At 63.9% G+C, this 25534-nt stretch carries 26 protein-coding genes and 3 pseudogenes; 11 read left to right on the top strand and 18 right to left on the bottom strand.

All coding sequences use genetic code 11. From position 1 onward, the window contains the following. Window positions 1–37: 37 nt before the first annotated feature. The 6 genes from ACUSIJ_RS04210 to ACUSIJ_RS04235 form a co-directional block, all read right to left on the bottom strand. Entirely contained in the window at window positions 38–811 is a 774-nt protein-coding gene (locus tag ACUSIJ_RS04210; protein ID WP_449307117.1) for an aspartate/glutamate racemase family protein, read from the bottom strand. An 81-nt stretch (window positions 812–892) separates the two neighbouring features. After that, the gene (locus ACUSIJ_RS04215) at window positions 893–2458 is read right to left on the bottom strand and encodes a gamma-glutamyltransferase family protein (protein WP_449307118.1); all 1566 of its coding nucleotides are present in this window, start codon (window positions 2456–2458) and stop codon (window positions 893–895) included. A gap of 2 nt (window positions 2459–2460) precedes the next feature. Continuing rightward, the gene (locus ACUSIJ_RS04220) at window positions 2461–3219 is read right to left on the bottom strand and encodes an ABC transporter ATP-binding protein (RefSeq protein WP_449307119.1); all 759 of its coding nucleotides are present in this window, start codon (window positions 3217–3219) and stop codon (window positions 2461–2463) included. 12 nt (window positions 3220–3231) lie between these two features. Further along, the gene (locus ACUSIJ_RS04225) at window positions 3232–4233 is read right to left on the bottom strand and encodes an ABC transporter substrate-binding protein (RefSeq protein ID WP_449307120.1); all 1002 of its coding nucleotides are present in this window, start codon (window positions 4231–4233) and stop codon (window positions 3232–3234) included. Window positions 4234–4304: 71 nt separating this feature from the next. Further along, window positions 4305–5072: an ABC transporter permease gene (locus ACUSIJ_RS04230; protein WP_449307121.1), complete on the bottom strand. Its 768-nt coding sequence runs from the start codon at window positions 5070–5072 to the stop codon at window positions 4305–4307. 127 nt (window positions 5073–5199) lie between these two features. Beyond that, complete coding sequence (locus ACUSIJ_RS04235) at window positions 5200–6375, bottom strand: M24 family metallopeptidase (protein WP_449307122.1); 1176 nt, start codon at window positions 6373–6375, stop codon at window positions 5200–5202. Window positions 6376–6481: 106 nt separating this feature from the next. On the opposite strand from ACUSIJ_RS04235, the gene ACUSIJ_RS04240 reads away from it, so the two are divergent. Then, window positions 6482–7399 (top strand): LysR family transcriptional regulator, encoded by a 918-nt coding sequence (locus ACUSIJ_RS04240; protein WP_449307123.1) that lies wholly within the window; start codon window positions 6482–6484, stop codon window positions 7397–7399. 77 nt (window positions 7400–7476) lie between these two features. Here ACUSIJ_RS04240 and ACUSIJ_RS04245 read toward each other — a convergent pair whose 3' ends face one another. Then, entirely contained in the window at window positions 7477–7800 is a 324-nt protein-coding gene (locus ACUSIJ_RS04245) for a hypothetical protein (RefSeq protein WP_449307124.1), read from the bottom strand. A gap of 554 nt (window positions 7801–8354) precedes the next feature. Between ACUSIJ_RS04245 and ACUSIJ_RS04250 the strand changes: the two are divergent. After that, window positions 8355–8990: pseudogene (locus ACUSIJ_RS04250) on the top strand (alpha/beta fold hydrolase); the annotation flags it as partial. A 111-nt stretch (window positions 8991–9101) separates the two neighbouring features. Here the strand turns inward: ACUSIJ_RS04250 and ampC are convergent. Beyond that, the gene (ampC, locus tag ACUSIJ_RS04255; protein WP_449307125.1) at window positions 9102–10262 is read right to left on the bottom strand and encodes a class C beta-lactamase; all 1161 of its coding nucleotides are present in this window, start codon (window positions 10260–10262) and stop codon (window positions 9102–9104) included. A 277-nt stretch (window positions 10263–10539) separates the two neighbouring features. Here ampC and ACUSIJ_RS04260 point away from each other — a divergent pair, with 277 nt between their 5' ends. Next, window positions 10540–11100 carry a TetR/AcrR family transcriptional regulator gene (locus ACUSIJ_RS04260; protein WP_449307126.1) on the top strand — a complete coding sequence of 187 codons (561 nt, stop codon included), beginning with the start codon at window positions 10540–10542 and terminating at the stop codon, window positions 11098–11100. Between the two features lie 186 nt (window positions 11101–11286). Beyond that, entirely contained in the window at window positions 11287–13344 is a 2058-nt protein-coding gene (locus ACUSIJ_RS04265; RefSeq protein ID WP_449307127.1) for a prolyl oligopeptidase family serine peptidase, read from the top strand. Window positions 13345–13444: 100 nt separating this feature from the next. On the opposite strand, the pseudogene ACUSIJ_RS04270 reads toward ACUSIJ_RS04265, so the two are convergent. Beyond that, window positions 13445–13603: pseudogene (locus tag ACUSIJ_RS04270) on the bottom strand (LysR family transcriptional regulator); the annotation flags it as partial. Between the two features lie 226 nt (window positions 13604–13829). Between ACUSIJ_RS04270 and ACUSIJ_RS04275 the strand changes: the two are divergent. After that, window positions 13830–14405, top strand: coding sequence for an efflux RND transporter permease subunit (locus tag ACUSIJ_RS04275; RefSeq protein WP_449307281.1), 576 nt, complete (start codon window positions 13830–13832; stop codon window positions 14403–14405). Further along, window positions 14402–14608 (top strand): hypothetical protein, encoded by a 207-nt coding sequence (locus ACUSIJ_RS04280; RefSeq protein ID WP_449307282.1) that lies wholly within the window; start codon window positions 14402–14404, stop codon window positions 14606–14608. Before ACUSIJ_RS04275 ends, ACUSIJ_RS04280 begins: the two co-directional genes overlap by 4 nt. Window positions 14609–14670: 62 nt before the next feature. On the opposite strand, the gene ACUSIJ_RS04285 is transcribed toward ACUSIJ_RS04280, so the two are convergent. Further along, entirely contained in the window at window positions 14671–15588 is a 918-nt protein-coding gene (locus ACUSIJ_RS04285; RefSeq protein WP_449307128.1) for a LysR family transcriptional regulator, read from the bottom strand. Window positions 15589–15686: 98 nt separating this feature from the next. Between ACUSIJ_RS04285 and ACUSIJ_RS04290 the strand changes: the two genes are divergently transcribed. Further along, entirely contained in the window at window positions 15687–16565 is an 879-nt protein-coding gene (locus ACUSIJ_RS04290) for an alpha/beta fold hydrolase (protein WP_449307129.1), read from the top strand. A 121-nt stretch (window positions 16566–16686) separates the two neighbouring features. On the opposite strand, the gene ACUSIJ_RS04295 is transcribed toward ACUSIJ_RS04290, so the two are convergent. Then, complete coding sequence (locus tag ACUSIJ_RS04295; protein WP_449307130.1) at window positions 16687–17040, bottom strand: helix-turn-helix transcriptional regulator; 354 nt, start codon at window positions 17038–17040, stop codon at window positions 16687–16689. Between ACUSIJ_RS04295 and ACUSIJ_RS04300 the strand changes: the two genes are divergently transcribed. After that, a complete protein-coding gene (locus ACUSIJ_RS04300) occupies window positions 17020–17367 on the top strand; it encodes a hypothetical protein (protein ID WP_449307131.1) in 348 nt (115 codons plus the stop codon). The two genes, ACUSIJ_RS04295 and ACUSIJ_RS04300, sit on opposite strands and share 21 nt — an antisense overlap. After that, window positions 17355–17474, top strand: a pseudogene (locus ACUSIJ_RS04305) (IS3 family transposase); the annotation flags it as partial. The gene ACUSIJ_RS04300 and the pseudogene ACUSIJ_RS04305, both read left to right, overlap by 13 nt. 116 nt (window positions 17475–17590) lie before the next feature. Here ACUSIJ_RS04305 and phnL read toward each other — a convergent pair. The 7 genes from phnL to ACUSIJ_RS04340 are packed head-to-tail and all read right to left on the bottom strand — an operon-like array spanning window position 17591 to window position 23327. Next, window positions 17591–18283: a phosphonate C-P lyase system protein PhnL gene (gene phnL / locus ACUSIJ_RS04310; RefSeq protein ID WP_449307132.1), complete on the bottom strand. Its 693-nt coding sequence runs from the start codon at window positions 18281–18283 to the stop codon at window positions 17591–17593. 19 nt (window positions 18284–18302) lie between these two features. Then, window positions 18303–19082, bottom strand: a complete 780-nt coding sequence (phnK, locus tag ACUSIJ_RS04315) for a phosphonate C-P lyase system protein PhnK (RefSeq protein WP_449307133.1) — start codon at window positions 19080–19082, stop codon at window positions 18303–18305. Beyond that, complete coding sequence (locus ACUSIJ_RS04320) at window positions 19079–19942, bottom strand: alpha-D-ribose 1-methylphosphonate 5-phosphate C-P-lyase PhnJ (RefSeq protein WP_449307134.1); 864 nt, start codon at window positions 19940–19942, stop codon at window positions 19079–19081. The genes phnK and ACUSIJ_RS04320 overlap by 4 nt, the downstream gene beginning before the upstream one ends. Next, window positions 19932–21077, bottom strand: coding sequence for a carbon-phosphorus lyase complex subunit PhnI (locus ACUSIJ_RS04325; RefSeq protein ID WP_449307135.1), 1146 nt, complete (start codon window positions 21075–21077; stop codon window positions 19932–19934). The genes ACUSIJ_RS04320 and ACUSIJ_RS04325 overlap by 11 nt, the downstream gene beginning before the upstream one ends. After that, a complete protein-coding gene (gene phnH, locus ACUSIJ_RS04330) occupies window positions 21074–21670 on the bottom strand; it encodes a phosphonate C-P lyase system protein PhnH (protein ID WP_449307136.1) in 597 nt (198 codons plus the stop codon). The genes ACUSIJ_RS04325 and phnH overlap by 4 nt, the downstream gene beginning before the upstream one ends. An 8-nt stretch (window positions 21671–21678) precedes the next feature. Next, window positions 21679–22140 carry a phosphonate C-P lyase system protein PhnG gene (phnG, locus tag ACUSIJ_RS04335; protein ID WP_449307137.1) on the bottom strand — a complete coding sequence of 154 codons (462 nt, stop codon included), beginning with the start codon at window positions 22138–22140 and terminating at the stop codon, window positions 21679–21681. A gap of 8 nt (window positions 22141–22148) precedes the next feature. Further along, window positions 22149–23327, bottom strand: coding sequence for an alpha-D-ribose 1-methylphosphonate 5-triphosphate diphosphatase (locus ACUSIJ_RS04340; RefSeq protein ID WP_449307138.1), 1179 nt, complete (start codon window positions 23325–23327; stop codon window positions 22149–22151). 205 nt (window positions 23328–23532) lie between these two features. Here ACUSIJ_RS04340 and phnF point away from each other — a divergent pair, with 205 nt between their 5' ends. Beyond that, window positions 23533–24285 (top strand): phosphonate metabolism transcriptional regulator PhnF, encoded by a 753-nt coding sequence (gene phnF / locus ACUSIJ_RS04345; protein WP_449307139.1) that lies wholly within the window; start codon window positions 23533–23535, stop codon window positions 24283–24285. Between the two features lie 359 nt (window positions 24286–24644). Beyond that, complete coding sequence (phnD, locus tag ACUSIJ_RS04350; RefSeq protein ID WP_449307140.1) at window positions 24645–25529, top strand: phosphate/phosphite/phosphonate ABC transporter substrate-binding protein; 885 nt, start codon at window positions 24645–24647, stop codon at window positions 25527–25529. The last annotated feature ends 5 nt before the right edge of the window (window positions 25530–25534 follow it).

Here is a 25534-nt window from a genome sequence, read left to right on the forward strand (position 1 = left end):
CCACCGCATGCAGCCCCCTATTCCACGGAGAGGCCGCTCAGGCATGGAGCGAAGCCGGAAACTCCCTGCGCACACAGGCGCGATGGGCCAGCTCGATGAGGTGAGTGAAATCGAACACAGGAAGCCCGGTCGCCCGCTGGACAGCAGATGCATAGGGCGGCAAAAGAGAGCATTCCAGCAGGATCGCCCCGATATCGTGATGATCGGCGACAAGTCTGCGGGCTATATCGACGGTCTCTCGGCTCGCCTTTTGCAGATCGAGCGTCTGCCTGTCATGCCACGCCGTGGCGGCGAACTCCTCCGCCCCTTCCATGCCGATGATGGCGACCCTGTCCGGGGGGATGCCGGCGGCCTGCAGATGCCGCTCGATAAGGCCCTCGGCCGACGCCGTTATCACCCCGAGCCGCCGGCGCCCCAGGCCGGCGATCAGCATCGGCGCCAGCAGCAGCGTCGAGCCGAACACCGGTATGTCGACCGCGTCCGCCAGGTGCCGCTGGAACAGGATCGCGAAACCGCACGAAGTGCTCAGTGCCTTGCAGCCCTGCCCGGCCAGGTATCTGGCGCCCTCGATCCAGGGCGCGATAGCGTCGCGGAATGCGGCGCCGTCCGGGTCCATCTGCCCGAGCTCATGGACCGTCCGGCTGCCGGAAAACCCGCGCACGACATGATGCAGGACGGGAAAATCGAACGTGGCGGCGTTGCCGATCGCGCCGACGGGGCGGGGGAAGCGCCCCTCGATCATCAGAATGCCGACGGCATGGCCATAGATATTGTGACCACCGGTCAGGACGACGGCACGACTGTCTCCCATAACGATTCCTCCCGATCAGTTGGCGCCCCGAAGCCGCGTATTCGGCGAAGGCGGGGGGTGAGTCCAAGCCGGACGAAGTCCCTATTCCGCCACCGCGTACGAGGCGCGGCGCGGGTCGGCGGCGCCGAACAGCACGCCTTCGGGGCCTTTCTGAATGGCGTTGACCCCACCCATCAGCCGCGACCAGTCCCCGACCTCCCTGGGAGTCAGTCCGGCAGCGCGGATCTCGTCCCGCCACGATGCGGGCGCGCGGTTTTCGATCAGCACCTCCTCGCCCCGGTCGTGACGCACGCGTGGCGCGTCGATGGCCATCTGCAGATCGAGACCATGTTCGAAGACATTGGCCAGCACCTGGAAAATGGCTTGTGGCTGGCCGTGGTCGCCCGGCGTCGCGATCGCCACCTCGCATCCGTCGCCGACGAGCAATGCCGGGCAGAGCGTGTGGAAAGGTCGCGTGGAAGGCAACAGGCCGTGCACCGGATCATCCGAGATTTCTTCGAGATACAGCCGGTTATGCATGACGATGCCGGTCGAGGGGGACAGCACGCCGCTCCCGAATTCATCGAAGAGACTCTGGACCCAGCTGACCGCATTGCCCCACCTGTCGACCACGACGAGGGTGCTGGTGTCGCCGCCGCCGGCGCGCGCCTGGGTGTCCGTTGAGCCCTCCCCGGCCAGAAGCTCCCCGAAAGGTTCGTCGTCCAGACCGGATGTTCTGAGCGGCGAGCGACCGGGATCGGTGGCAACATCGTCGCGCTTCTCGAAGGCGATGCGCTTCAGGCGCAGGAAATCCGTGACCGTCAGCGCCCCTGCCGCATGGCCGGCCCGCTTCTGCGCGTCCCGCAGGCCGGCCATGTACGCCAGCGCGATGCCCTGCGAATTGGGCGGCGCGACGTGAAGCCGATGGTCGCCCACTTTCACCGACAGGCTCTCGCCTATCAGGGTGTCATGTCCGGCCAGATCCTCCAGGGTGAGCAGCGACTCCACCCTGTTCAGGTCCTCGACGAGCCGCCGCCCGACCTCGCCGCCGTAGAGCGCGCCGGCCCCTTCCTCGGCCAGTTCCCTCAGGGTCTGTGCCAGACGCGTCTGCTTCAGGCGGCTGCCCAGCGTCCGGCGGGACACCGGGCCGTAGACGCTGGCGAGGTCCGGAAAATCCTCCGACAAGTTCTTGTAGCTGTCGCCTTCAAGGAAGGTCTGCAACACGCCGTCAACGGGCACGCCGGTCTCGGCGAGCGCGATGGCCGGCTGGAGCGCGGCGGAGAAGGAAATGGTGCCCAGGCGCTTCAGAACCGCCTCCCAGGCATGAACCACACCACAGACACTCATCGACAGCGGCCCCCGGCTGGGTATCCTGTCGTGGCCAAGCCTGCGGAATGCCTCGACGGTCGCCGCAGCAGGCGAGCGACCGCTGCCGTTGATGGCAAAGACCCGGTCATCCTCGCGGCTGTAGCACAGTGCGATCGCGTCGCCGCCGATGCCGTTCATGTGGGGAACCGCGACGGCCAGCGTCGTGGCGGCGGTGATGGCTGCGTCGAACGCATTACCGCCGGCGCGCAGGACCGCCGCACCGGCCTCGGAAGCGCGATGATGCCCGCTGACCACGAGACCGCGGTCGGCCATGACGATCGGCCTGGATGTAAAAGTCATGTCTACTCCGTCAAGCCACTGGCGTTCATCAGCAGGCGCACCTTGTTGCATGCCTCCTGAAATGCTGGATCGGAAAGGTTGGTAAAGGAACGCGGCCGCGGCACGTCCACATCGATGATCTCGACGACGCGCCCGGGGCGCGCCGACATCACGACGATGCGATCAGCGAGGAATACCGCCTCGATGATGCTGTGTGTGATCAGGACGATCGTCTTCTTCGTCTCCATCCAGATCCGCTGGATCTCGACGTTCATCTGTTCGCGCGTCAGCGCATCGAGCGCCCCGAAAGGCTCGTCCATGAGCACGAGCGTCGGATCGTGGATGAGTGCCCGGCAGAGCGACACGCGCTGCTGCATGCCGCCGGAAAGCTGGTGGGGCTTCTTGTCCTCGAACCCCCTCAGCCCCACCAGATCGATCATCCGCTCGAGTTCCGCCCGGTAGTCGCCGGTCCTGAGCCTTCGGATTTCGATGGGCAGCATGATGTTCTCCACCACGCTGCGCCATGGCAACAGGACCGGCGTCTGAAAGGCGATGCCGATGCTTTCCGCCGGGCCCCTCACCGGCTTGCCGTTCACCTCGATGACGCCGGAGGTTGCCGGCAAGAGGCCGGCAATCAGACGCAACAATGTACTTTTCCCACAACCGGAACTGCCGACGATGGAGACGAATTCGCCCTGCCTGACATCCAGCGAAGCGGACTCTATCGCAAGAACGGAGCCAAAACTTTTCGACACCCCGTCAAGGTGAATGATCGAATGCATCGGCTTGCTCTTCTATTGCTCGGGCAGAAACTCGTTCGTGGAGAGCTGCTCGACCGGCACCTTGCGCGACATGCCTCCGTATGTCACCAGCAAGTTCTGGGTTTCCTCCCAATCCCTGTCGTCGATCCAGCCCAGGGGTTTGTCCTCCGTATACTTCGTCTTCAGCGAGCCACTGCCCAGTTCGAGCTGGCGCAGCAGCTGGCTTCGGTTCTTGCCGTGCTCGGGCAGCGCCGAGATCAGCGCGTCCACGGCCCGTTCGGGCTCCTTTTCCGCGATCTCGAAGGCCTCGACGGTCGCCTTGAGGAAGCCGCGCACCGCATCGGGATTCTGGTCGAGGAAGCCGGTATTGACGACGATGCCGTTGTTCATCTGGCTCACGCCGAAATCCGAAAACTTGAAGTAGGACACCGTCGCGCCCAGTGCCTCAAGTTGCGCAACCTGAACATTGACGTGAGCCGGAATCGCGTCGGCGCGCTTCTGCAGGAAGACGGCGTTTTTGGCGCCGACAGCCGGTGTCAGTACGCTTACGCTGTTGGGATCGATGCCCTGGTTGGCGAGAAGCGCGGGAAAGATCTGCGCCGTCGACTCCGCGGGCGCGAAGGCGACGATCTTGCCCTCTAGCTCCTTGGGCTCCTTGATCGGATTATCGGCATGCGAAATGATGACGGTCACGTCGCTCATCAGTCGCATCACGCCCTTCAGGGGCATCCCCTGCTCGACCGAGCGCGCCAGCGTGCCGAAGTCGACGAAACCGATCGGGTCGGCTCCCTGGGCGATCAGCTTGGCGACCGTGGCAGAGCCCTGCCCCTCGCCAATGGTGACGTTAAGTCCCTCCCTTTCATAGAGGCCCTCCTTCAGCGCCAGATAGAACGGCGCATGAGTGCCATAGATAGACCAGTCGAGCCGGAAGCTGACGTTCGTCTTGTCCTGCGCTATAGCCGGTGCCGGCACGTAAGAGAGAACAGGCGCCAGCACCAATGCCGATACAAATTGAATGAATTGTCGTCTACGCATTTTGATCCATCCTCTGTTTGTGTTGTTTTTTATTATTGTATTTTAATTTATTCCTCCCAGAGTCGTGGCCGTTATACGCCCGGCGCCTCCCTCAATCTGACGATGGCGTGCCAGGGGATCACCCTCTCCTCGAGGTACTCGACGCCGTAGTAGAGTACGATGCCGATTACCGTAAGAATGACGAGGACAGCGAAAAGCAACGGCGTATCGAGATTCGCATTGGCCACCAGCAGCAGGTAGCCGAGCCCCTCCGTCGCGCCCACCCACTCGGCGATGACGGCGCCAACCACCGAAAAGGCGACGGATACCTTGAGACCTGCAAAAATATTGGGCAGCGCCAGCGGCAATCTGAACTTCCAGAAGATCTGAAACTTGCTCGCCCGCATCGACGTGGCGAGTTCCACCATGTCGTTTTCCATCGAACGCAGGCCGACCACCGCGGAGATCACCACGGGGAAGAAGGCGACGAGGAAGGTGACAAGGATCTTGGGCCATACGCCGAGCCCGAACCAGACGACGATCAGCGGCGCGAGCGCCACCTTGGGAAACGTCTGGGACAGGACCAGCCACGGCATGATCGCCCGGTCGAGGATCGGCGAGGAAACAAGGGCAAACGCCAGCGGGATACCGATGACGACGCTGAGCAGGAAACCACCCAGCGTTTCATAGACGGTGACCCAGGAATGACGCATCAAAAACGAAAAATCCTCGATCAGCCGGGCAATGACGACGTCCGGCCGCGGCAGAAGATATGCCGGGACCTCCAGGACAGTGGAAGCCGCATACCATCCGGCAAGGAACACTACGAAGGTTGCGCCCGGATAGATAATGTTCCTCATCTCCGATCCCCGGTTTTTGCTTCAATGCGGGACGTGGTCTCACATCCCGGAAGAATCCGATATCCGATCAACGCGGCAGAGCGATGGATGGGCTCGCCCAATGTCCGCCTCTCCGGATCGGCAGCTGTCACTGGTTCGTAAGCAGTTCCCTTGGATAGTTGGCGAATGTCTTGGCGCCGTCCTGTGTCACGACAAATGATTCACTGACGACGAGCCCGTATTTGTCGAGCCAGAGGGCCGGAATGCAATGGAAGGTCATGTTCTCCTCCATCACCGTCCTGTCACCGCTCTGCAGGCTGCACGTCAGTTCGCCCCATGTCGGCGGGTAGCCGATGCCGACGGGATAACCGATCCGCGAATCCTTCTCGATGCCGTATTTGGCGGTGACCCGCTTCCACGCATGGGCGAGATCCTCGCACAAGGCGCCGGGACGCGCGATGTCGAGCACGGCCTCCAGCCCCTCGCGGATGATCGCGGTGGTGCGCACCAGTTCCTCCGGGGGCTTGCCGACGTAGACGCAGCGCGACAGGGGCGAATGATAACGATGACGGACGCCGCCCATCTCGATGTAGAAGATCTCGTCCTCCCGCAGCGGCGCGTCGGTCCAGCTCAGATGCGGCGCGCTGCAATATTCGCCGACCATCGCATTGGGCGGCTTGCAGGGGAAAGTGCCGCCGAATTCCGGCGTGCCGGCTGTCGTCACCTTGTAGAGCTCGGCCATGACGTCGCACTGGCGCACACCCGCGGCCACCGACCGCCGAGCGGCTTCCATCGCCGCGCCGGCGATGGCGCCTGCCTGCGCCATATACTCGATTTCGCGCGCCGACTTCTTCATCCGCACCCGATTGACCAACAGGAACGCATCGCTGAACGCGGCTTCCGACAGGCTGTCCGTCAGGATCTGGTGCCAGCGGGCGGTGTAGTAGTAGTCATCCATCTCCACGCCGATGCGCGAGCGGCCCCAGCCCCTTTCCAGAATGAGCTCCGCCAGGTTCTCGATCGGATGGAGATCGGGAGAACTGACATATTTGTCAGGATAGGGCACGACGTTTTCCGGCGCGAGGAACGCCGTGAATTTCGCGCCGACGGCATCCATCTTGCGCCCGAACCAGACCGGCTCCTCTGCATCGAGAGACACGATAACCATCTGTGGCGTATAGAACGACCAGCCGTCGTAACCCGTGAGATAGAACTGATTGGCCGGACTAGCGACCAGAAGAAGGTCGATATCCGCCCGGACCATCTGCTCCTTTGTCCTGGCAACGCGCTCCAGATACTCCGACCGTTCAAACAGAAGTGTCATTACGTCCACCACTCCAGAAGCTGTTTTTAGTTGGCTGGTTGAGTTTGGTGTCCGCCCGTGATTATGTCTAATGAGAAAATTTTTTCGAATTCATGTCATTTTGGTTATGCACTCTCCCAACCTCAGACATCTCGAAATCTTCCGCACGCTGGTCCAGACCCTCAGCGTCACCAAGACGGGGGAAATGCTAAACATCAGCCAGCCGGCTGTCAGCAAGGCTATCGCCCAGTTGCAGGAAACAGTGGGGCTACAGCTCTTCCAGCGCGTGCGCGGCCGCCTGCAGCCAAGCGAGGATGCGTTGCGGCTGCTGGCGGAAACGGAGAAGCTGCTGAATCAGGTTTCAATTTTTCGCGATGAGATCGTTGCCCTGCAGGAGGCCCGCCATGGCCAGCTGCAACTCGCAGCGATCCATGCCCTTGCAGTCGGCGCCATCGCTCGCAGCGTCGGACTGTTCATCTCGACCCACCCCAAGGTTCAGGTCAAGTTCCAGGCGGAAATGTCGGCGCGCATCATCGAGGCCGTGGAGCAGCACGAGATCGAGCTCGGCTTCATTCATGGCGACCCGCAAAACCTCAATCTGCGGATGAACCCGATCGCGGAATCGGAGTTCGTCTGCCAGATCCACGGCGATCATCCGCTCGCGGCGAAGAAGGAGATCACGCCTGTGGATCTGAAAGGCGAACAGCTCATCCTGCTCAATCCGTCGTCCCCACCTGCTCACCTGATCCGCGAAACCTTCGCCGGGGAGCACGTGCATCCCCATGTGGTCGCGGAAATCAACGCATCGCATCTCGCTGGCGAGATCGTCGCCAATGCCGGTATCGCCCTCGTCGACCCGATCACCCAATCGATGAACAGGTCGCACAATTACGTGCTGCGCCGCTTCAGGCCGAGAATTCCCCTGCGGGTCTATTCCATCTCCTCGGCCAACAAACCGCTTTCCCAGGTTTCACGCGTCTTCCTCGAAATCGCCGAACGCGAGGTGCGCGACGCCATCAGGCTCAGTCTGGGGCTGATATACTGACGCAGCGCCAGCGCAACCGGCAGTAGCAGCAGGACGCGCAGCGCCCGTGTGCCCTGCCTCGACGATGCCCCGTCGGCCTATCGCGCAACGGCGACATGATGCGCTCCGTGGGGTGTGGGGATGCGCCCGATCCGTTCGAGCGCCGGCTGTTTTCCGCCGACAACGCGGAAGACCTCAAGGCCCGCAGCCGCATCCGGCCCGGCGCCCTCATGCCCTTCGAAGACCGTGGCCAGGAAATGCTCGCCTGTCAGGTCGAAGGTACCACCTTCGGGGAGGACGCCGTCGAAGGGGTAGTCCGCGACCTTGGCGAGCGTGCCGCTCTGCGGGTCGAAGGTCAGCAGGCTGGCCGTGGCATGCCGGTCGAAGCGCGGAGAATCGGGCGGGAACGCCGTTCCGCGCATGTTGACGGTCGCAACGAGCCGTCCGTCCGGACTGATGGCGATGCCTTCCGCGGATCCGCGCCGCCGATCCGTTCATGGCGGGCCGCCGCGCCCGACGAGCCGATATCCGCCAGGCGCACGACGCTGATCGACGAGGCTTCCTGCGGCAGACGTCCTTCGAGGTTCGTCGCAGCGAAGTCACGCCCCCAGTCCGAGGTCAGATAGTAGCGGCCATCGGGTGTGAAGCGCCCGACAAAGGGATCCCGGCCAACCTCGACCGGTTCTCCCCAGGCATCAAGGACGAGCTGGCCGTCCGCCTCGCTCAGCGTGAAGAACGCCACGCGATCCTGCGTGTTGATGTTCACGCCGAGGATCCGGCCGGAAGGATGCCAGTTGACCGCCGTGGCCGTCACTCCGCCGCGTGGCGTGGCGGTGGCGCCGGTGATGCCGAGACTGGCGAGGTCGAAGCGCCGGCCTGTGCCGAAGGCCCCTTCCACATAGGGGATGATCTCGACCGTGCTCGCCTCGGACGTGTTCGCCACGACGGCCACGCGGCTCCCGTCCGGGCTCACGGCGATGCTTTCAGGCGTGGCGGCGACCTCCGGACCGTCGCTGTCGCCAACCCGCTGCGCAGTGTGTCGAATGACCCTCGCAATGTTTCCGATGTCGTTGGAAGCATTGAAGGCCCGGTGGTTCTTGTCGGCCATTCCTATGGTGGTCAGGTCATCTCGAACGCGGCGAAGGGCCACGACAACGTCAAGTCGCTGGTTTATGTAGCGGCCTTCGCACCGGACGCTGGCGAGGCCGCGGCCGATCTGGCCGGCAAGTTCCCCGGCGGGACGCTTGGTGACGCGCTTGCTCCCCCGGTCAAGCTCGCTGATGGCGGCGTTGACTTGTATATCGATCAGACGAAGTTCCGCGATCAGTTTGCGTATGACGTTCCGGCCGAGGCAACTGCGTTGATGGCGGCCGGTCAGCGGCCCATCACTGAAGCGGCATTGACGGAAAAGTCCGGTGAACCCGCGTGGAAGTCGCTGCCCTCGTACTTCGTTTACGGCGATGGCGACAAGAACATTCCGGCCCAGGCGCTCGGGTTCATGGCCGAGCGCGCGGGCTCCAGGCGCACGATCGTGGTCGAAGGCGCGTCGCACGTCGTGATGGTCTCGCAGCCGCAGGTCGTCGCAGACCTGATTGAAGAAGCGGCCCGGTAAGCTTGGCGTAGACGTGACGAAATCAGGCCACGGCGCTGGAGCGCCGTGGCCTGTCCGTTCCAACCCTGCCCTTTGCAGGCCCTTCTTATTTTCAGTAACCCCTGATACGAGCTAGTCGGCGACGAAATCCGGATCGATCTTGGCGAGGATCGTGTGCGCCGCCTCGATGCGCGCCGGGTTCGCCCAGAAGCGGTTGGCGAGCATCACGATCGCCGTGCCGCGCTCGGGCTGGAACAGGGCGTAAGCTCCGAAGCCGCCCGTGGAGCCGGTCTTCGAGACGGTGCCGACCGCCGCGCCGGTCACCGGCGCGTCCGGCCGCTCCACCGCATTCGATTCCAGGACGAATGCCGGATCGGCACCCTGCAGAAGGTCGCCGAGCCGAGCCGGGACGCCATAGAGTTCCCAGCCGAGCCCTTGATGCATACGGTCGACCCGGTAGACGCCAGTGCGCGCCGCGACGAGGGCCGATTCGAGGCCTTCACTGAACCCTTCAGGATTCACCGATGCCTCCACGAAGCGAAGGAGATCACGCGCCGTGGTCTTCACGCCATAGGCTTCCTGGTCGAAGAGGCCGGGATTGACACGCACAGGCGCATTGTCGCGCGTGTAGCCCTGCGCGTAGTCGGCCATGCGGTCTTCGGGGACCTCGAGGAACGTGTCCGCGAGCTTGAGGGGCTCGAAGACCTTGTCGGCCAGAAGCGAGGCGAAGGACTGTCCGGCGCTCGCCGCGGCGAGATGACCGGACAGTCCGATCGAGGGGTTCGAATAGAGGCGGCTCGCGCCGATTTTGCCGGTCGGCTCGAGGCGCCGGTAGAATGCGGCAAAGTTCGTCTTGTCCACCCCATCCGGGAACTGGAGCGGCAGCCCGCCGGCGACATAGGTATGGAGATCGAGAAGGCTGGCGCTGCCGATCGGGCTCCCCGCAAGCTCCGGCAGCACGGTCTGCGCCGCCGCCGAAAGATCGACCGCCCCTTCCGCTTCGAGGCGCGCGAGAAGCGTTCCGGTGAAGGGCTTGGACAGCGATCCGATCTCGAACAGGGTCTTGTCGTCCACCGGCGCGCGGGTATCGCGAGATGCGACGCCGTAGTGGAAGACATGGTGCTCGCCGTCGTGAAGGATCGCGACCGAAAGGCCGGGCAGGTCATGCTCGGCCATCAGCGGTTTCACCACCGCGTCCACGGCCGAGCGCACCGTCTCGACGGCAAGCGCCGGCACGGCCGACAAGGTCATCATGGCTGTGAAGGTCAACGTCCGCAGAAAAAGAGATTTCATGTCATGCTCCAGTCCATCGGCCAATCTGACGCCGGAGACGAACTTCGCCTGAACTCCGTGCCGGCCCTCTTTACCAGATGCCTCTTCCAGCGTGACTATGGCGCGACAATGGCGGCCAAGACCGGTCACTGTGGTGATCCTTCTGGTGGCTCGGATATCGCTTGACCAATCTGTCACTTAGTGACATACAGAATTTGACACTAAGTGACAGGAGGAAAGGATCAAGCGTTCGAAGACCGACGAGGCGAGGCTGGCTGTCTCCCGTCATGCGGCGGCGTTGTTCTGGAAACACGGCGTGGAGGCAACGAGCGGGGACGCAATCGCGGCTGCTGCCGGTCTCTCGAAGCGCACGGTCTGGCGCTACTTCAGGTCCAAGGAAGCCTGTGTGGAGCCTTTGTTTCTGGTCACCGGCTACCGCTTCGTCGAATTGCTTCGGGCCTGGCCCCGGCAGGTTTCGATCGAGACCCATCTGCACCAGACCATAGGGTCCATGCTTCGCACCGAGGAGGAGATCAGCGACGGCGTGGCTGCTGCGCGCCTTGTTTCGCGCTTTGAACAGGAACCCGCTCTGCGTTCAGCGTATCTGATGGCCAGCGCACAGGCGGAACACGATCTGGTCCAGATCATCGCCGAACGCACTGGCCGATCGCCCGACGATTTCGACGTCAAACTCTGCGCCGCCGCAGCGATGGCCGCCGTGCGCGTGGTGGATGAGTCCATTTGTTCGGCCGCGATCAACCACGGCCAACGTTTTGAACCGGACGAAGTGGCTGGCAGGCTCGCCGCTGCCATCCGGTCGGTGAGCACCTTGCCGATCTGCGACCCCGTGGAGGGGTAGGCCCCAGGGAGACAACATGTCGGGGTTTCATCGCGTCGGGCATGCCGGACCCGCTTCCGGCTGTCCGGCCAACGCCAATACCCCACCGCAAAGCGTTCGTTTCCAAAAGCAGAGGATCGTTCGTGCCGCGTCGACCTGGGCCTGCTTTCCATGACGCTTCCAGGATTTGCCAACGAGGAGAACATAATGAACTATCCCGAAACCAAGCAGGTCGATGCCGCCGATGAGCATTTCGGCCAGAGGATCGCCGATCCCTACCGCTGGCTGGAGAACGACATTCGCCGCGATCCGGATGTCGCTGCCTGGGTCGAGGCGCAGAACGCCGTCTCCGCGCCCTACCTGGCCGGGCTCCCGGGACGGGACGTCTTCCGTGAGCGCCTGACGGCTCTTTTCGATCACGAGCGTCTCACCACGCCGGCGAAGCGGGGAGAGCGCTACTTTTTTGCGCGCAATGCGGGGCTCGACAACCAGCATGTCCTCATCGTCCGGGAAGGTGCGAGCGGCGCGGATCGTGTCGTGATCGATCCGAACGAGTGGTCCAAGGACGGCGCCACCGCGCTGGCGGAATGGGCGCCGTCAGAAGACGGAATCCATCTCGCCTACGCGATCCAGGAGGGCGGTACGGACTGGCGCACGATCCGCGTCCTCGATATCGAGAGCGGTGCGATCCTCGACGACGAGATCAAGTGGGCACGCTTCAACAACATCGCCTGGGTGAAGGACAGTTCGGGCTTCTTCTACTCCCGCAACCCGGAACCTGAGAAGGACGCGGCGTTCGTCGCTCCGGCCCTTGGGCATGCTGTCTATTTTCACAGGCTTGGAACGCCGCAATCCGAGGACAAGCGTGTCCATGCTCCAGAGTCGGAGTACCCGCTGATCCACACGGTCGACGTCACCGCGGACGGAAGATATGCGGTAATCTATTCGACGGCCCTCACGGGCGGCAACGCGCTCGCGACGATAGACCTGACAAAGCCTGACTGGCCTGTCCGGACCGTTGTCGGCGCCTTCGACCATACCTGGCTCCTTGCCAGCAATGTCGGCACGAAGCTCTTCCTGTCGACGCAGAAAGGCGCGGAGCGCGGCAAGATCGTGACGGTGGATCTCGCCGATCCCGAACCTGTGTTTACCGACCTCATCCCGGAAAGGGAGGACGCGGTGCTTCGCTTCGGCGCGTTCATCGGCGATCGCCTCATCGTCTCCTACATGGTCGATGCAAAGACAGAGGTGAAGCGCTACCGGCTCGACGGAACGCCCGACGGCGCCGTCGAACTCCCCGGGATCGGCAGCGCCGGCGTCTTCCACGGCCGTCCGGGCGACGACGAGGCGTTCTTCGTCTTCACCAGCCACGACGCGCCCACCACCATCTACCGCTATGACGTCGCCGCCAACTCGAGGACGGTCTGGGCCGAGCCAAAGATTGCGATTGATCTCGACCGGATCGTCGTGGAGCAGCGCTTCTACGCGTCCAAGGACGGCACACGCGTGCCGATCTTTATCGTCCGTCGCCGGGAGGTGACCGGCCCGGCGCCGACGATGCTCTATGCCTACGGCGGCTACGCCATTTCGATGGTTCCGTACTACTCGCCGGCGGCCATGGCCTGGGTCGAGCAGGGAGGCGTCTATGCGGTCGCCAACATCCGCGGCGGGGGCGAGTACGGCAAGGCCTGGCACGACGCGGGGCGGCTTCAAAACAAGCAGAACGTCTTCGATGACTTCATCGCCGCCGGAGAATTCCTGAAGAGCGAAGGGATCGCCTCGCCCGAGGGGCTGGCCATCCAGGGAGAATCCAACGGCGGACTGCTGATCGGCGCCGTCGTCAATCAGCGGCCGGACCTGTTTGCGGCGGCCCTTCCGGGTGTCGGCGTCCTCGATATGCTGCGGTTCGAGCGCTTCACCGGAGGACAGCTCTGGATGCAGGAGTATGGCCGTCCGGACGTCGAGGCCGATTTCAAGAACCTCCTGGCCTACTCGCCGCTGCACAACATCCGGTCCGGAACGACCTATCCGGCCATCCTTGTCAACACGGCTGACACGGACGATCGCGTCGTTCCCGCTCATTCATTCAAGTACGTCGCGACGCTCCAGGCCGCCGATCTCGGGGACCGCCCACGCCTCTTGCGTGTGGAGACCCGCGCGGGGCACGGCGCTGGCAAGCCGACCGACAAGGCCATCGAGGAGATCGCGGACAAGTGGGCGTTCGCCGCGCATTGGACCGGGCTGAAGGTCGGCAACCCCGATTGACGTCAGCACTTCCGGGAGCCATGCGGACTAGGCGGCCATGGCTTTCAGAATGTGTTCGAGATCCTTCAGCGCTGCGGCCGCGATGGCGAGCGGTTCCGTCTCAGGTCTGTTCCGGAGTCATTTCTTTCGCCAGTGCGCCGATCATCGAACGCAACCATCTGTGGGCCGGATCGTGGCGGTAGCGAACGTGCCAAGCCATCTGCACTGGAAAAGTGCCGAGATCGACGGGCGCCGGCAGCACCTTCAGGCGCGGATCCCGCTCGGAGGGGCGAATCCTGCGCGTCTATCGCCGCCTGCTTGAGACGGCGATGCGGTGGCGGATCGCCACGTTGACGCTGTTCCTCGCGGCGTTCGCCGTGGCTGTCTTCGGAGCGACGAGGCTGGAGGAGCAGTTCTTCCCCGCATCCGACCGTCCCGAGCTTCTGGTCAGTCTGAACCTGCCGCAGAACGCCGACGATCGCTCGTCCGTGCGTGCCATCGAGGACATGCATTTCCGCGCCTCGTCCGGCGCCAGCATACCGCTGCACCAGATCGCAACGGTGGCTTACGGGATTGACGAACCGGTGATCTGGCGCCGCTCGGGCAACGCGATGGTCGTCGTCCAGGCGGATGTCGGGAAGAGCATCCAGCCGGCGACCGTCGCTCTCGACATCGATCGCACGCTTCAACCCATCCGCGCGCAGCTTCCGATCGGCTATGCAATCGAAATTTCCGGCGTGGTCGAGGAGGCTGCCAAGGGCACGGACTCGATCCTCGCCGTTCTGCCCGCCATGGCGTTCGTTATCTTCGCGCTGCTGATGGTTCAGCTGCAGAGCTTTGCCCGGACGGGCCTCGCCATCCTGATGGCGCCGTTCGGTCTCATCGGCGTTGTCGCCGCCATGCTGCCGACGGGCACGCCCATGGGTTTCGTGGCGCAGCTCGGCGTCATCGCGCTGGCCGGGATGATCATCCGCAACGCCGTGATCCTGATCCAGGAGGTCGACGAGAATACAGGCCGAGGAGAAGATCCTGGGACGCGATCGTCCACGCCTCCACGCACCGGGCGAGGCCCATTGTCCTGACAGCGCTCGCCGCGATGCTCGGCATGGTGCCGATCGCCTTCCAGATCTTCTGGGGCCCGATGGCCTTCGCCATCATCGGCGGGCTGGCCGTCGCGACCGTCGCCACGCTTCTTCTGCTTCCATGCCTTCTGTTCTGGCTCCTTCTCCACGAGCAGCGTGGCAGGATCGTCGAAGGATCAGTCGAGGCAACCGCAGCGTCGTGAGTGGTCATTGTGCCGAGGATCCTTTCAAAGAGGGCGATGACACCGTTCCAACCCGGCGAGCCTCACGCGGTCCGTGCAGGCGGCTTTCCGGACGCTCGTCGCAGCAACGGGACTGCGTGGTCGATGAAGGCCCGTACGGCGCTGCCGTGGCTCCGACGCGGCTGGAAGACCAGATGCACCGGGATCGGCTCCGGTTCGTAATCCCGAAGAAGAGAGACCAGAGACCCGTCTGTGATCTGCCGCTCGACCTGGTAGGATAAGGGGCGCACGATACCCATTCCGCGCTCGGCGGCCTCGATTGCGGCAGCCGCGCTGTTCAGCGCAAGGCGGCACGTCACGCGTACCGAACGCACACGGCGTGTGGAAGCGCTCTCGCGATAACGCCACAGCTCTTCCGCCCCCGCCTCGTTGAGACCGATGCACCAGTGGTTCACGAGATCCGAGGGATGTCCCGGCCGCCCCCGTGCATCGAGATAGTCTGGTGCAGCGCAGGTCAGTCTGCGGACCTCGCCGACCTTGACGGCCGTCATGGACGAGTCCGGCAGCTCCGCAAGACGGATAGCGACGTCCACACCTTCACCGACAAGGTCGACCATGCGGTTCAAGAGAAGCACGCGCACCCGTGTGCCGGGAAACGCCGCCATGAAGCTCTCTACCACCGGCATGACGTGCAGCCGCCCGAACAATTCGGGCGCGGTGATGACCACGCCGCCGGCAATGGCGGCGTCCTGTGATTGCGCCTCGAGACCTGCGAGTTCTTCCAGCATCAGCCGATAGGTCGCGACGTGGCGGACGCCCGCCTGCGTGAGGGCGAAGCGACGCGTTGTCCGTTCGAGGAGCCGCTCGCCGGCGCCGGCCTCGAGCTGTGCGACCGCTCGGGTCACCGACGCCGGCGAGTAGCCCAGCTTGCGGGCGGCGGCCGCAAGCGATCCGGCGTCCACGACCGCCACGAAAATCGACATCGCTTCGAGACGATCCATCAGTGTTTCCGATCCTGCAATCAAGCCTTACTGGATTCCCTTATTATGCCGCCAGCAGAAATACACTAGGTTTCTTCGAAAGATGAAAGGATTGTACGATGACGACACGCTACGGGTTTCGACAGGTCGGCGACGTCGATGTCTTCTACCGCGAGGTTGGGCCGAGCGATGCGCCGGCGCTCCTGCTGTTGCACGGCTTTCCGACAGCCAGCCACATGTTCCGCGATCTGATCCCGCTCCTTGCCGATCGTTTTCGGCTCATCGCGCCGGACTTACCCGGTTTCGGACAGACCAAGGCACCGCCGCGCGGGACGTTTGACTATACGTTCGATCGTCTTGCCGACGTGATCGAGGGCTTCACCGACGCCATGTCCCTCGATCGATACGCGCTCTACATCTTCGACTACGGCGCGCCGGTGGGCCTGCGTCTGGCGATGCGCCATCCTGAACGGATCACCGCGATCATCTCGCAGAACGGCAACGCCTACGTCGAGGGGTTCAGCGACGAATGGGGGCGATGGGAGGCCTACTGGCGCGAGCCGAGCGCCGCCAATCGGGAGGCCTGTCGGGCCTCGCTCGCGCCGGACACGATCCGGAACTGGCAGTATGGCACAGGAGCCGACCCAACCCGGCTGTCGCCCGATGGCTACGAACTCGACATCGCCTACATGGCGCGGCCGGGCGCGGAGGATATCCAGCTCGACCTTATCCTCGACTACCGCAGCAACGTTGCGCTCTACCCGGCCTTCCAGTCCTATTTCCGCGAGCACCGCCCGCCGTTCCTGGCGGCCTGGGGGCGGCATGACCCGGCGTTCTTGCCTGCCGGCGCGATGGCATACCGACGGGACCTGCCGGACGCGGAAATCCATCTGCTCGACACCGGCCACTTCGCCCTGGAAACCCATGCGGAGGAGGTGGCGGCGCTCGTTCATCAATTCCTCGACAAGGCGATCAAGAGGACCGCACCTCAGAGCTGATACGAATCTGATTACGCGAGCTCCGAACGAGATCGATGTCGGCTTCGAAGCTGACGGTGCGACGACGACAGCTGGCGTGACGGGCCTTGTTCATATCATCTCCGATCGGTGATCCGACGGATCACGCCGGCTCGTGCGAAGGCATGCCGCGATGCAGACTGCGGTAGCGGGCGGGGGAATGGCCCAGAGTGCGGCGGAAGGTGGCGGCAAAGGCGCTGTCGGACGTATAGCCGAGCGATCGCGCGATGCGCGGCAAAGGCTCGTCGCCGCGCCGGAGCCGCGCCGCCGCAAGTCGCATGCGCCAGGTGGCGAGATAATCGATCGGTGACGTGCCGATAGTGAGGCGGAACCGCTCGGCAAAAGCCGAGCGCGACTGGCCGGCGATGCGGGCGAGCGAGTCCACGGTCCAGCCGCGCGCCGGCTCGGGCTCGACCGGCGCGGGGCGAGCGCGGGCGTGCGCGCCTTCTCGCTGCATCCGGGCGTCATCCTGACCGACCTCGCCCGGCATCTCTCCGAGGACGAGATCAATGCTTTCGATGTCTACGACGAGAACGGCAACCGCCGCGTCGATCTTGCACGCGACCTGAAGAGCCCCGAACAGGGGGCGGCGACCAGCGTCTGGGCAGCGACGAGCCCGCAACTCGGCGGCATCGGCGGCGTCTATTGCGAGGACTGCGAGGTCGCCCTGCTGCAGGCCGAGGCGCCAGGCGACAAGGGCGTGGCACCCTGGGCGATGGACCCCGATGAAGCCGAGCGTCTCTGGACGCTTTCGGAGCGATTGACGGGGCTTTCCCTAAGGTAGGTCTGGCGATCCGCATCGATCGCAAGCGCAACTCCACCGACGCTATCGACGCCCTGTCCGATCTCTTCCGCGAGGTAAATTCGCTTCTCGAAACTGACCGACCCCCCTAAAGCTTTCCGCGGACTGTAAACAGGCAGCGGATGGTCTCAGACTGCCTCTGTCAGGGACCTATTCAAAGCGGCAAAGAAGGGCGGATTCGGGACGTTTGGAGGCCAGTGCCGGTTCAAGACACGCCCGGCTGCATCTCGAAGAAGCGATCCGTAACCGCATTCCGGACCTCGGCATCGTGGAAAATGCCGACAATGGCGGCGCCGCGATCCTTGGCCTCGCGGATGAGGTCGATGACGGTCTGCCGGTTCGCGGCGTCGAGTGAGGCGGTCGGCTCGTCGAGGAGCATCACCGGGAAGTCGACGATGAAGCCGCGGGCGATGTTCACACGCTGCTGCTCGCCGCCGGAAAAGGTCGCCGGAGCAAGGGGCCAGAGCCGCTCGGGGATGCGGAGGCGGGTCAGGAGCGTGCGAGCGGCGTTATAGGTGTCGGTGGGATCGCGGCCGATGGCAATGGCCGGTTCGGCGACGATTTCAAGGGTTGGAACACGTGGAATAACCCGCAGAAACTGGCTGACATAGCCGATGGTGCGGCGGCGTATCTCCACCACTTCCCACGGATCGGCGGCGAGGAGATCGACCTCCCCGCCCTCATGCAGGACGAGGACCTTGCCGGCATCGGGCTTGTAGTTCGCATAGAGCGAACGGAGGAGGCTCGACTTGCCGGCTCCGGAGGGGCCGTGGAGGCAGACGCACTCGCCGGCCCTGACCTGCAGCCCGATGCCTTCAAAGACCGGCAGCACGGTGCCGTCCTGCGTGTGGAGGGTGAAGGTCTTGGACAGGCCCTCGGCGGCGAGGCGAATGGTCATGGAGGAAACTCCTGCCGCCTCAGGCCTGAAGGACCGAGGAGGCGAGCAATTGCGTATAGGGATGGTGGGGATCGTCGAGCACCTGATCGGTGAGCCCCTCCTCGACCACCCGGCCGCGCTGCATGACCATCAGCCGGTCGGCGAGCAGGCGGACAACGGCGAGATCGTGGGTGACGACGACGGCAGCAATGCCGAGCTCGCGGACGAGGCCGCGCAGGAGATCGAGAAGCCGCGCCTGGACCGAAACGTCGAGCCCGCCGGTGGGCTCGTCCATGAGAACGAGTTGCGGATAGGTGACGAGGCAACGGGCAATCTGCAGCCGTTGCTGCATACCGCCGGAGAAGGTGCGTGCAAGGCTGTCGATCCGTCCCGGCGCGATCTCGACGCGCTTCAGCCAGTGAAGCGCGACAGAGCGAAGATCGCCATAATGGCGTCTCCCCTGCCCCATCAGCGGCTCGGAAATGTTGCCGCCGGCGCTGATGTCGAGGCGGATGCCGTCGCGCGGATTCTGGTGGACGAGGGAGAGCGCCAGCGGCAGAGCCTGCTCGCGCCGGGCCTCGTCCATGGCGATGATGTCGGAACGGCCGAGGCCGGGAATATCGACGAGAATCTCGCCCGAATCAGGCGCAAGGCGGCCGGCGAGGCAGCGGAGCAGCGTCGTCTTGCCCGAGCCGCTCTCCCCGACAATGCCGAGAACCTCGCCACGACGGAGAGTGAAGGACACGTCCTCGCAGGCGACCGTTTCGCCATAGCGCTTGTCGACATTGCGGACATCGAGAATGGGTTCGCGCAGGCTCATGCGGCGGCCCCCTTCTCGCGGCGGCCGGCACAATAGGCGGTATCGGAGCAGACGAAGGTGCGGTTGCCCTTGTCGTCGAGCAGTACCTCGTCGAGATAGCTCTCCGTCGCGCCGCAGAGCGAACAGGCGGTGGACCAGCGCTGAACCTCGAAGGGATAGTCGTCGAAGTCGAGGCTCCGCACATCCGTGTAGGGCGGGATGGCGTAGATGCGCCGCTCGCGGCCGGCGCCGAAGATCGCCAGGGCCGGATTCCGGTGAAGCTTCGGATTGTCGAATTTCGGGATCGGCGACGGCGACGTGAGATAGCGCCCGTGAACGCGGACAGGATAGTTGTGCGACATGGCGATGTGGCCGTACCGGGCGATGCTCTCGTACAGCATCACATGCATCAGCCCGTAATTGGCGAAGGCATGGATGCGCCGGGAGTGGAATTCCTCCGGCACGAGACGGCGGAGCGGCTCCGGCTGCGGCACCTGGAAGACGAGGATCTGGTCTTCCCTCAGCGGCGTCTCGGGGATGCGGTGGCGTGTCTGGACAATGGTCGCCTCCTCCGTCCGCTCCGTGGTGGCAATGCCGGCGACGCTGGCGAAGAAACGGCGGATGGAGACGGCATTGGCCGTATCGTCCGCACCCTGATCAATGACCTTCAGCCGGTCGTCGCGGCCGAGAAGCGCCGCCGTCACCTGTATGCCGCCCGTCCCCCAGCCGGGCGGCAGCGGCATCTCGCGGCTGCCGAAGGGCACCTGATAGCCGGGGATCGCCACGGCCTTGAGGATGGAGCGCCGGACCATGCGTTTCGTCTGGGCGTCGAGATAGGCAAAGCTGTAGGCGGTATCCTCGACGTCGATTTCATCCAGCATGGGCCGGCTCCCCGATAGCGGACTCTTCCTCCTGCACCGCCGCATATTTCTCGGCATGGGTGGCGCGGAGCTGGGCGAGGAGCTGGAGCTGCGCCTGAAAATCCACATAATGAGGCAGCTTCAGGTGCTGTACGAGACCGGAGGCGGCGACATTGTCGGTGTGCGAGAGAACGAATTCCTCGTCCTGAACCGGATATTGCGTCTCCTCGCCGAATTCCTTGCCGCGCAGCGCCCGGTCGACCACGGCCATGGAAATGGCCTTGCGCTCGCCATGACCGAAGACGAGGCCATAGCCGCGCGTATGGCCGGGAGGACGCTCCGGATCGCCGGCGAACAGGTGGACCGTGCGGCACTCCGTGACACGGATCGAGCCCATCCCGACCTCAAGCCCGATTTCCGGGATTTCCATCGCGACCGTCACATCGCCATGCCGCAACTCGCCGACGAAGGGATGGTTGCTGCCATAACCGCGCATGGAGGAATAGCAGAGAGACATCAGGAAGCCCTCGTCACCTTGCGCGAGATTCTGCAGGCGCTGGTCGCGACGGCTCGGAAAGGCGAGCGAGTCGCGGGTGAGGTCCGCCACGTCCGAAGCGTCGCCCGGCAGCTCCGTTTCGAGCGCATCGGACGGCGCCAGCGACCCGACATCCCGGGTGAGGATTTCGGCCTGGCGGAAAATATCGTCGTCGGAGGCATCGTCCTCCGGCAGCACGCCCTCCCGATCCTCTCCGCCTTCCATCAGGCCGAAATCGAGGAGACGGTGCGTGTAGTCATAGGTCAGCCCCAGAATCTGCCCGCCGGGCACGTCCTTGTGTGTGGTGGAGATGCGGCGGCGAACCGTCATGGCGGCTGTATCGACGGGGCTGGTGAAGCCGAAGCGCGGCAGGGTGGCGCGGAAGGCGCGAAGCAGGAATATGGCTTCGCTGAGATCGCCCTCCGCCTGCTTGATCGCGAGCGCGGCCAGCGTCGGGTCATAAAGACCGCCCTCGGCCATCACGCGATCAACGGCGAGCGTGAGCTGCTCACGAATCTGAGCAACCGACATCTCATTGAGGGACCGGTCGCCGCGCCTGCGCTTCGCGATCAGCCGGTGCGAGGCTTCGATGGCTTTTTCGCCGCCCTTGATAGCGCTCATCGGATAGTCGCCTTTGCAGTGCGCGGCAGGCCCATGATGCGGTTGCCCGAGGCCAGGAACGCATCGATGCCGAGTGGATAGCGGCTGGCATTGTGGTTCCAGGCGGGCCAGAACCATTCGGGGAGGCCGGTGGGCGCGGCTTCGATCTCGTGCTCGATGCCTGGGCCGGACAACGTGACGAGTTGGCCACCTTCCAGCGACGGAAGCTGGAGGATGAGCGTCGTGGAGCGGTCGGGATAGGCCGGCTCGCCGGGCGCGAAGGCATCGAGCGGCGGCATGTCTTCCGGTTCGCCGATCAGGGCGAAGGCCGCTTCGGCCAGGTCGACAACACAAGGCGCGCCCGTGTGGTAGCGCAGATAGCGCCGAATTTCCTCCGTGAGGAAGGTCCGGTCGAGCCAGAGAGGCGTGTCGTGATCGAGGAGGGTCAGGACGATCGCCGCAACCGCGCCTTCCATGCGCGGCGTCAGGCGGGTGGGCACGCAGACCTCGATAATCCGGCCCGGACGGGCGAGCGCCGTGAGAATGCCGCGAAACGCCCGCTGCGACTGGTGGACGGGATCGGCGAAATGCGGGGCGATGGTGATGGCGTTCATTGTTGCCCCTACCCTCTCGTGACCATGAAGAAATCGACCTTGCTGCCATAGGCTTCGCGGACGATGGCACGCCGCCTCTCCTCGGCGGCCTCGGCAAGCGCATCGATGTGAGGCGCGATCTCGTGTCCGCCGGTCGACATCTCATGCTGCATGAGTCCGTCGAAAATGGCGGCAAGCGCCGCGTGACGCTTGCTGCGCCCCACGACATAGGAAACGCCGACCTCGCCGCTCTCGATCTGCACAGAGCAGCGGGTGACCGCGACCTCGCCGAGATTGAAAAGGACGCCCGTGCCGTTAGCACGGGCGCGGACCATGGCCGCCCCCTGCTCGGGACGACGCACCCACTGGAAGGACGGCTGGCGGACCGCCTTCCAGTGCTCCTCGATCTCGGCAACCGATGAGTGGGCGAGCACCGTCATCCACCTTTCCCGGGATAGGGATGCCCTGCCCGCTTCCGACAGCTGATCCATGACGCGCCTCAGAGAACCTGCCGACCGGCAACCCAGACATTGCGGATGATGGGCGTATCGTCACGCTCGTTCACACGTACAAGATCGCCACGAAGGCCCGGCGCGATCTCGCCGCGATCGGAGAGGCCGAAAAGCTCGGCGGGCCGCTTTGTGCCCATGGCAATCGCTTTTGGCAGGCCGAGGCCGATCGAATCCGCGGTCAGGACCCAGAGGGCGTGGAGCAGGCTGGCGGGAATGTAATCGGAACAGACGATATCGACGAGGCCCTCCGCAGCAAGATCGCGGCCCGAGACGTTGCCGGCATGAGAGCGGCCTGCAACGATGTTGGGCGAGCCGGTGATGATCGCCATTCCCGCCGCACCGGCCGCGCGCGCCGAGTCGATGGAGATCGGAAACTCCGAGATTGTCATGCCGAAGGCCTCAGCCTCGGCGATGTGCCCGACCAGCGTGTCGTCATGACTGGCGAAAGGCAGTGCTCGCGCCTTGCAGGCCTCGACAAGGGCAAGACGGTTGTTGCGTGCAAGTTCATCCGTGACGGCAGCGTCGGCCTCTTCGCGGGCGATTTCCTCCTCGCTCGCCTTCTTGCGGAGCATGGTACGGCGGAAGCGAGCGGGGTCCCGACCGGGGCTGTCGTCAAGAATGGTGACGAAGCGCACGAGGGGATCATCCAGATAAGGGGCGAGAACATCCATCAACCCCGCCTCGCGCGCATCGCAACGCAGGTGGAGCAGATGGTCTATGCGCAGGAGGCCGGCTCTGCGGGCATCGGCGAGCCCCCGGATCATCAGCGGGAGGAGCTTTCTCCGGTCGGGGTTGCCGACCGCCCCGACGACGAGGGAATCGAAAACCGTCGTGATGCCCGCGGCAGCAAGAATAATGTCATGCGTCATGGCCGCGTTCATCGGGTGCCAGAACATTCCCGCGCGCGGCATGCTCGTCTTCTCGAGATGGTCCGTGTGGACGTCGACGAGGCCAGGCAGAAGATAGTCCCCCTCAAGGTCGAGCGCACCCGGAACCGCCGTGGCTCCGCCGGCGATATCGACAATGATGCCGTCGAGCACCTGCACCGTTCCGCGCAGGACTTCGTCAGCCGTCACAATGCGGGCGTTGGTGAAAACCATTTCGGCGGAGCGCTCCGTCGAACCAGCATGCCGCATTTCCGGCGATATCACTCCAAGATCGTTCATTGCAGGCCTGCATATCCCTCTTGCTCATCAGAGTGGGAAATTTAGGTTTCCTGCGTTATGCTTTTGCATCAGTTCGATGACGGACAGGCTACGAAAACTGTAACAGTTCAGGATTGGTATGTGCGACGCTCGTCGTGTTGATGTGGGCGGCCTGCTCTACTATTGTGCCGTCCTTGAGGTCCGCAGATGACCTTGAGGCCCGCAGATGAACACCAATCTCCCCCCCGAGAAGGCGTCGCTTGCCGAAAGGCGAGGCTCGACCTCGCTCTGGCGCCTCATCGTCGAGACGCTGACCAAGGACATCATCACCGGGAAATATGTCCCTGGCGACCGCCTGCCAACCGAACAGGAACTCGCCGTCACATTCAACGTCCATCGCAACACGATACGCAGGGCCCTCCAGGTCCTCCGCGACCAGGACCGCATCCGTATCGAGCAGGGTCGCGGCAGCTTCGTGCGGGAACGGGTCGTGCGCCATCCGCTCGGACTGAAGACCCGCCTCATCTCGACTCTGCAGGATGTTGAGCGGACCGGCGAGCGCCGCTTCCTGTACGCGCAGCGCGTGCGGGCGGACAAGTCGATCGCCAGCGACCTGAAAATCCAGAGGAACCAGTTCGTCCGGAAGGTCGAACGGCTAAGCCTTGCCGATGGCGTTCCGGTCTCTGTTTCCTCCAATTATTTCCCGCTTCCACGCTTCAAGGGCATCGAGAAATACATCGAGGAATCGAACAGTTTCACCGAAGCCTGGCGTCACTACGGGATTGAAGACTACAGCCGCTTCGAAACGCGAATCACGGCGATTCCATTGTCAAGCGCCGACGCCGACATCCTCCTGCAGCCACGTCGCCGGCCCGCCATCCTCATGGTCAACATCAATGTCGACGCAGATGGCATTCCGATCGTCGTCTCCCACACGCGGGTCTCACCGCAGCACATGGAACTCATCGTCCGCTACTGATTCGCGCCTCCACTACGAGCTCTCCGCCTTCCTGCCTGATATCGACGATGCCGACTACGAAATGATGCGGCAAGGCTCTATCGTGATCGGCCAGCCGCAAGTCGCCAAGCCGCTAGAGCAGACGACAGGCTCCCCGCGGCCGCAAGAATATTACTCGATCAAGCCGAAGCCTTTGCTTCCCGCCAGCATGTTGTCAGAAAAGATCTCTTCTGTTTACGGCTCTCTTCCACGGCGGGTATGAATTGACGGGTTGTCTCAAATCCGTCAGGCATGCGTCACGTTCGCGACACATCGCTGTAACCGTCAAAGCCTCTCCTGTGAGAACCGAGAATTCGGTGAAGATACGAGAGGAGTTGTCCATGTTTCTTCGCAAGCTCGCACTGGCGACCGCCTTCATCGCGGCTGCCTTTGCCAATGCAGCGTCGGCTGCCGAGACTTATCGCTTCGCCGTGACCGATATCGAAGGCCTCGAGGAGCTCCAGAGAGAATACACGGCCTTCCGCGATACGCTCGCCGAGACCACCGGCCTTCAGTTCGAGTTTTTCCCGGTCAGCAACCGGACCGTCGCGGGCGAAGCCCTGCGCGCCGAGCAGGTCGAGTTCGTCCTCACCGGCCCGTCCGAATACACGATCTACCGCAGCCGGACGAAGGTCGTTCCGGTCGTCGCCTTCTCGCGTCCCGACTACTTCTCGGTCGTCGCCGTGCGCCAGGACAGCGGCATCCGCACCATCGCCGACCTCAAGGGCAAGACCATCGCGCTCAACGACATCGGCTCGACTTCCGGCCATATCGGCCCGTCGCTGGTGCTTGCCGCCGGCGGCCTAGACCCGTCCAAGGACACCACGGGCCAGCACCTCTCCTCCGAGGTGGGCTACACCGCCCTCAAGCGTGGTGACGTGGCGGCGCTCGGCGTTTCGAGCAGCAACTACGTCAGGCTCCGCGACAGGGACCCGGAAGTGAACTCCGGTACCTTCCGCGTGATCGGCCGCAGCCCGGACCTGCCGAACGACGTGCTGATCGCCGGCGCCCATGTCGACCCCGCGATCGTCGAGAAGTTGAAGGAAACCTTCCGCAATCCGGAGACCGCCGCGAAGCTGATAAAGGCGCTCTCGGCCACTGAGGACGGCGCCGACCGCTACAAGCTCTCCGCCTTCCTGCCCGACGTGCAGGACAGCGATTACGAGATGATGCGCCAAGGCTATATCGCCATCGGCCAGCCGCAATTCGCCAAGCCCGTGGAGTAATCCCT

This window comes from Pseudochelatococcus sp. B33, assembly GCF_053570585.1.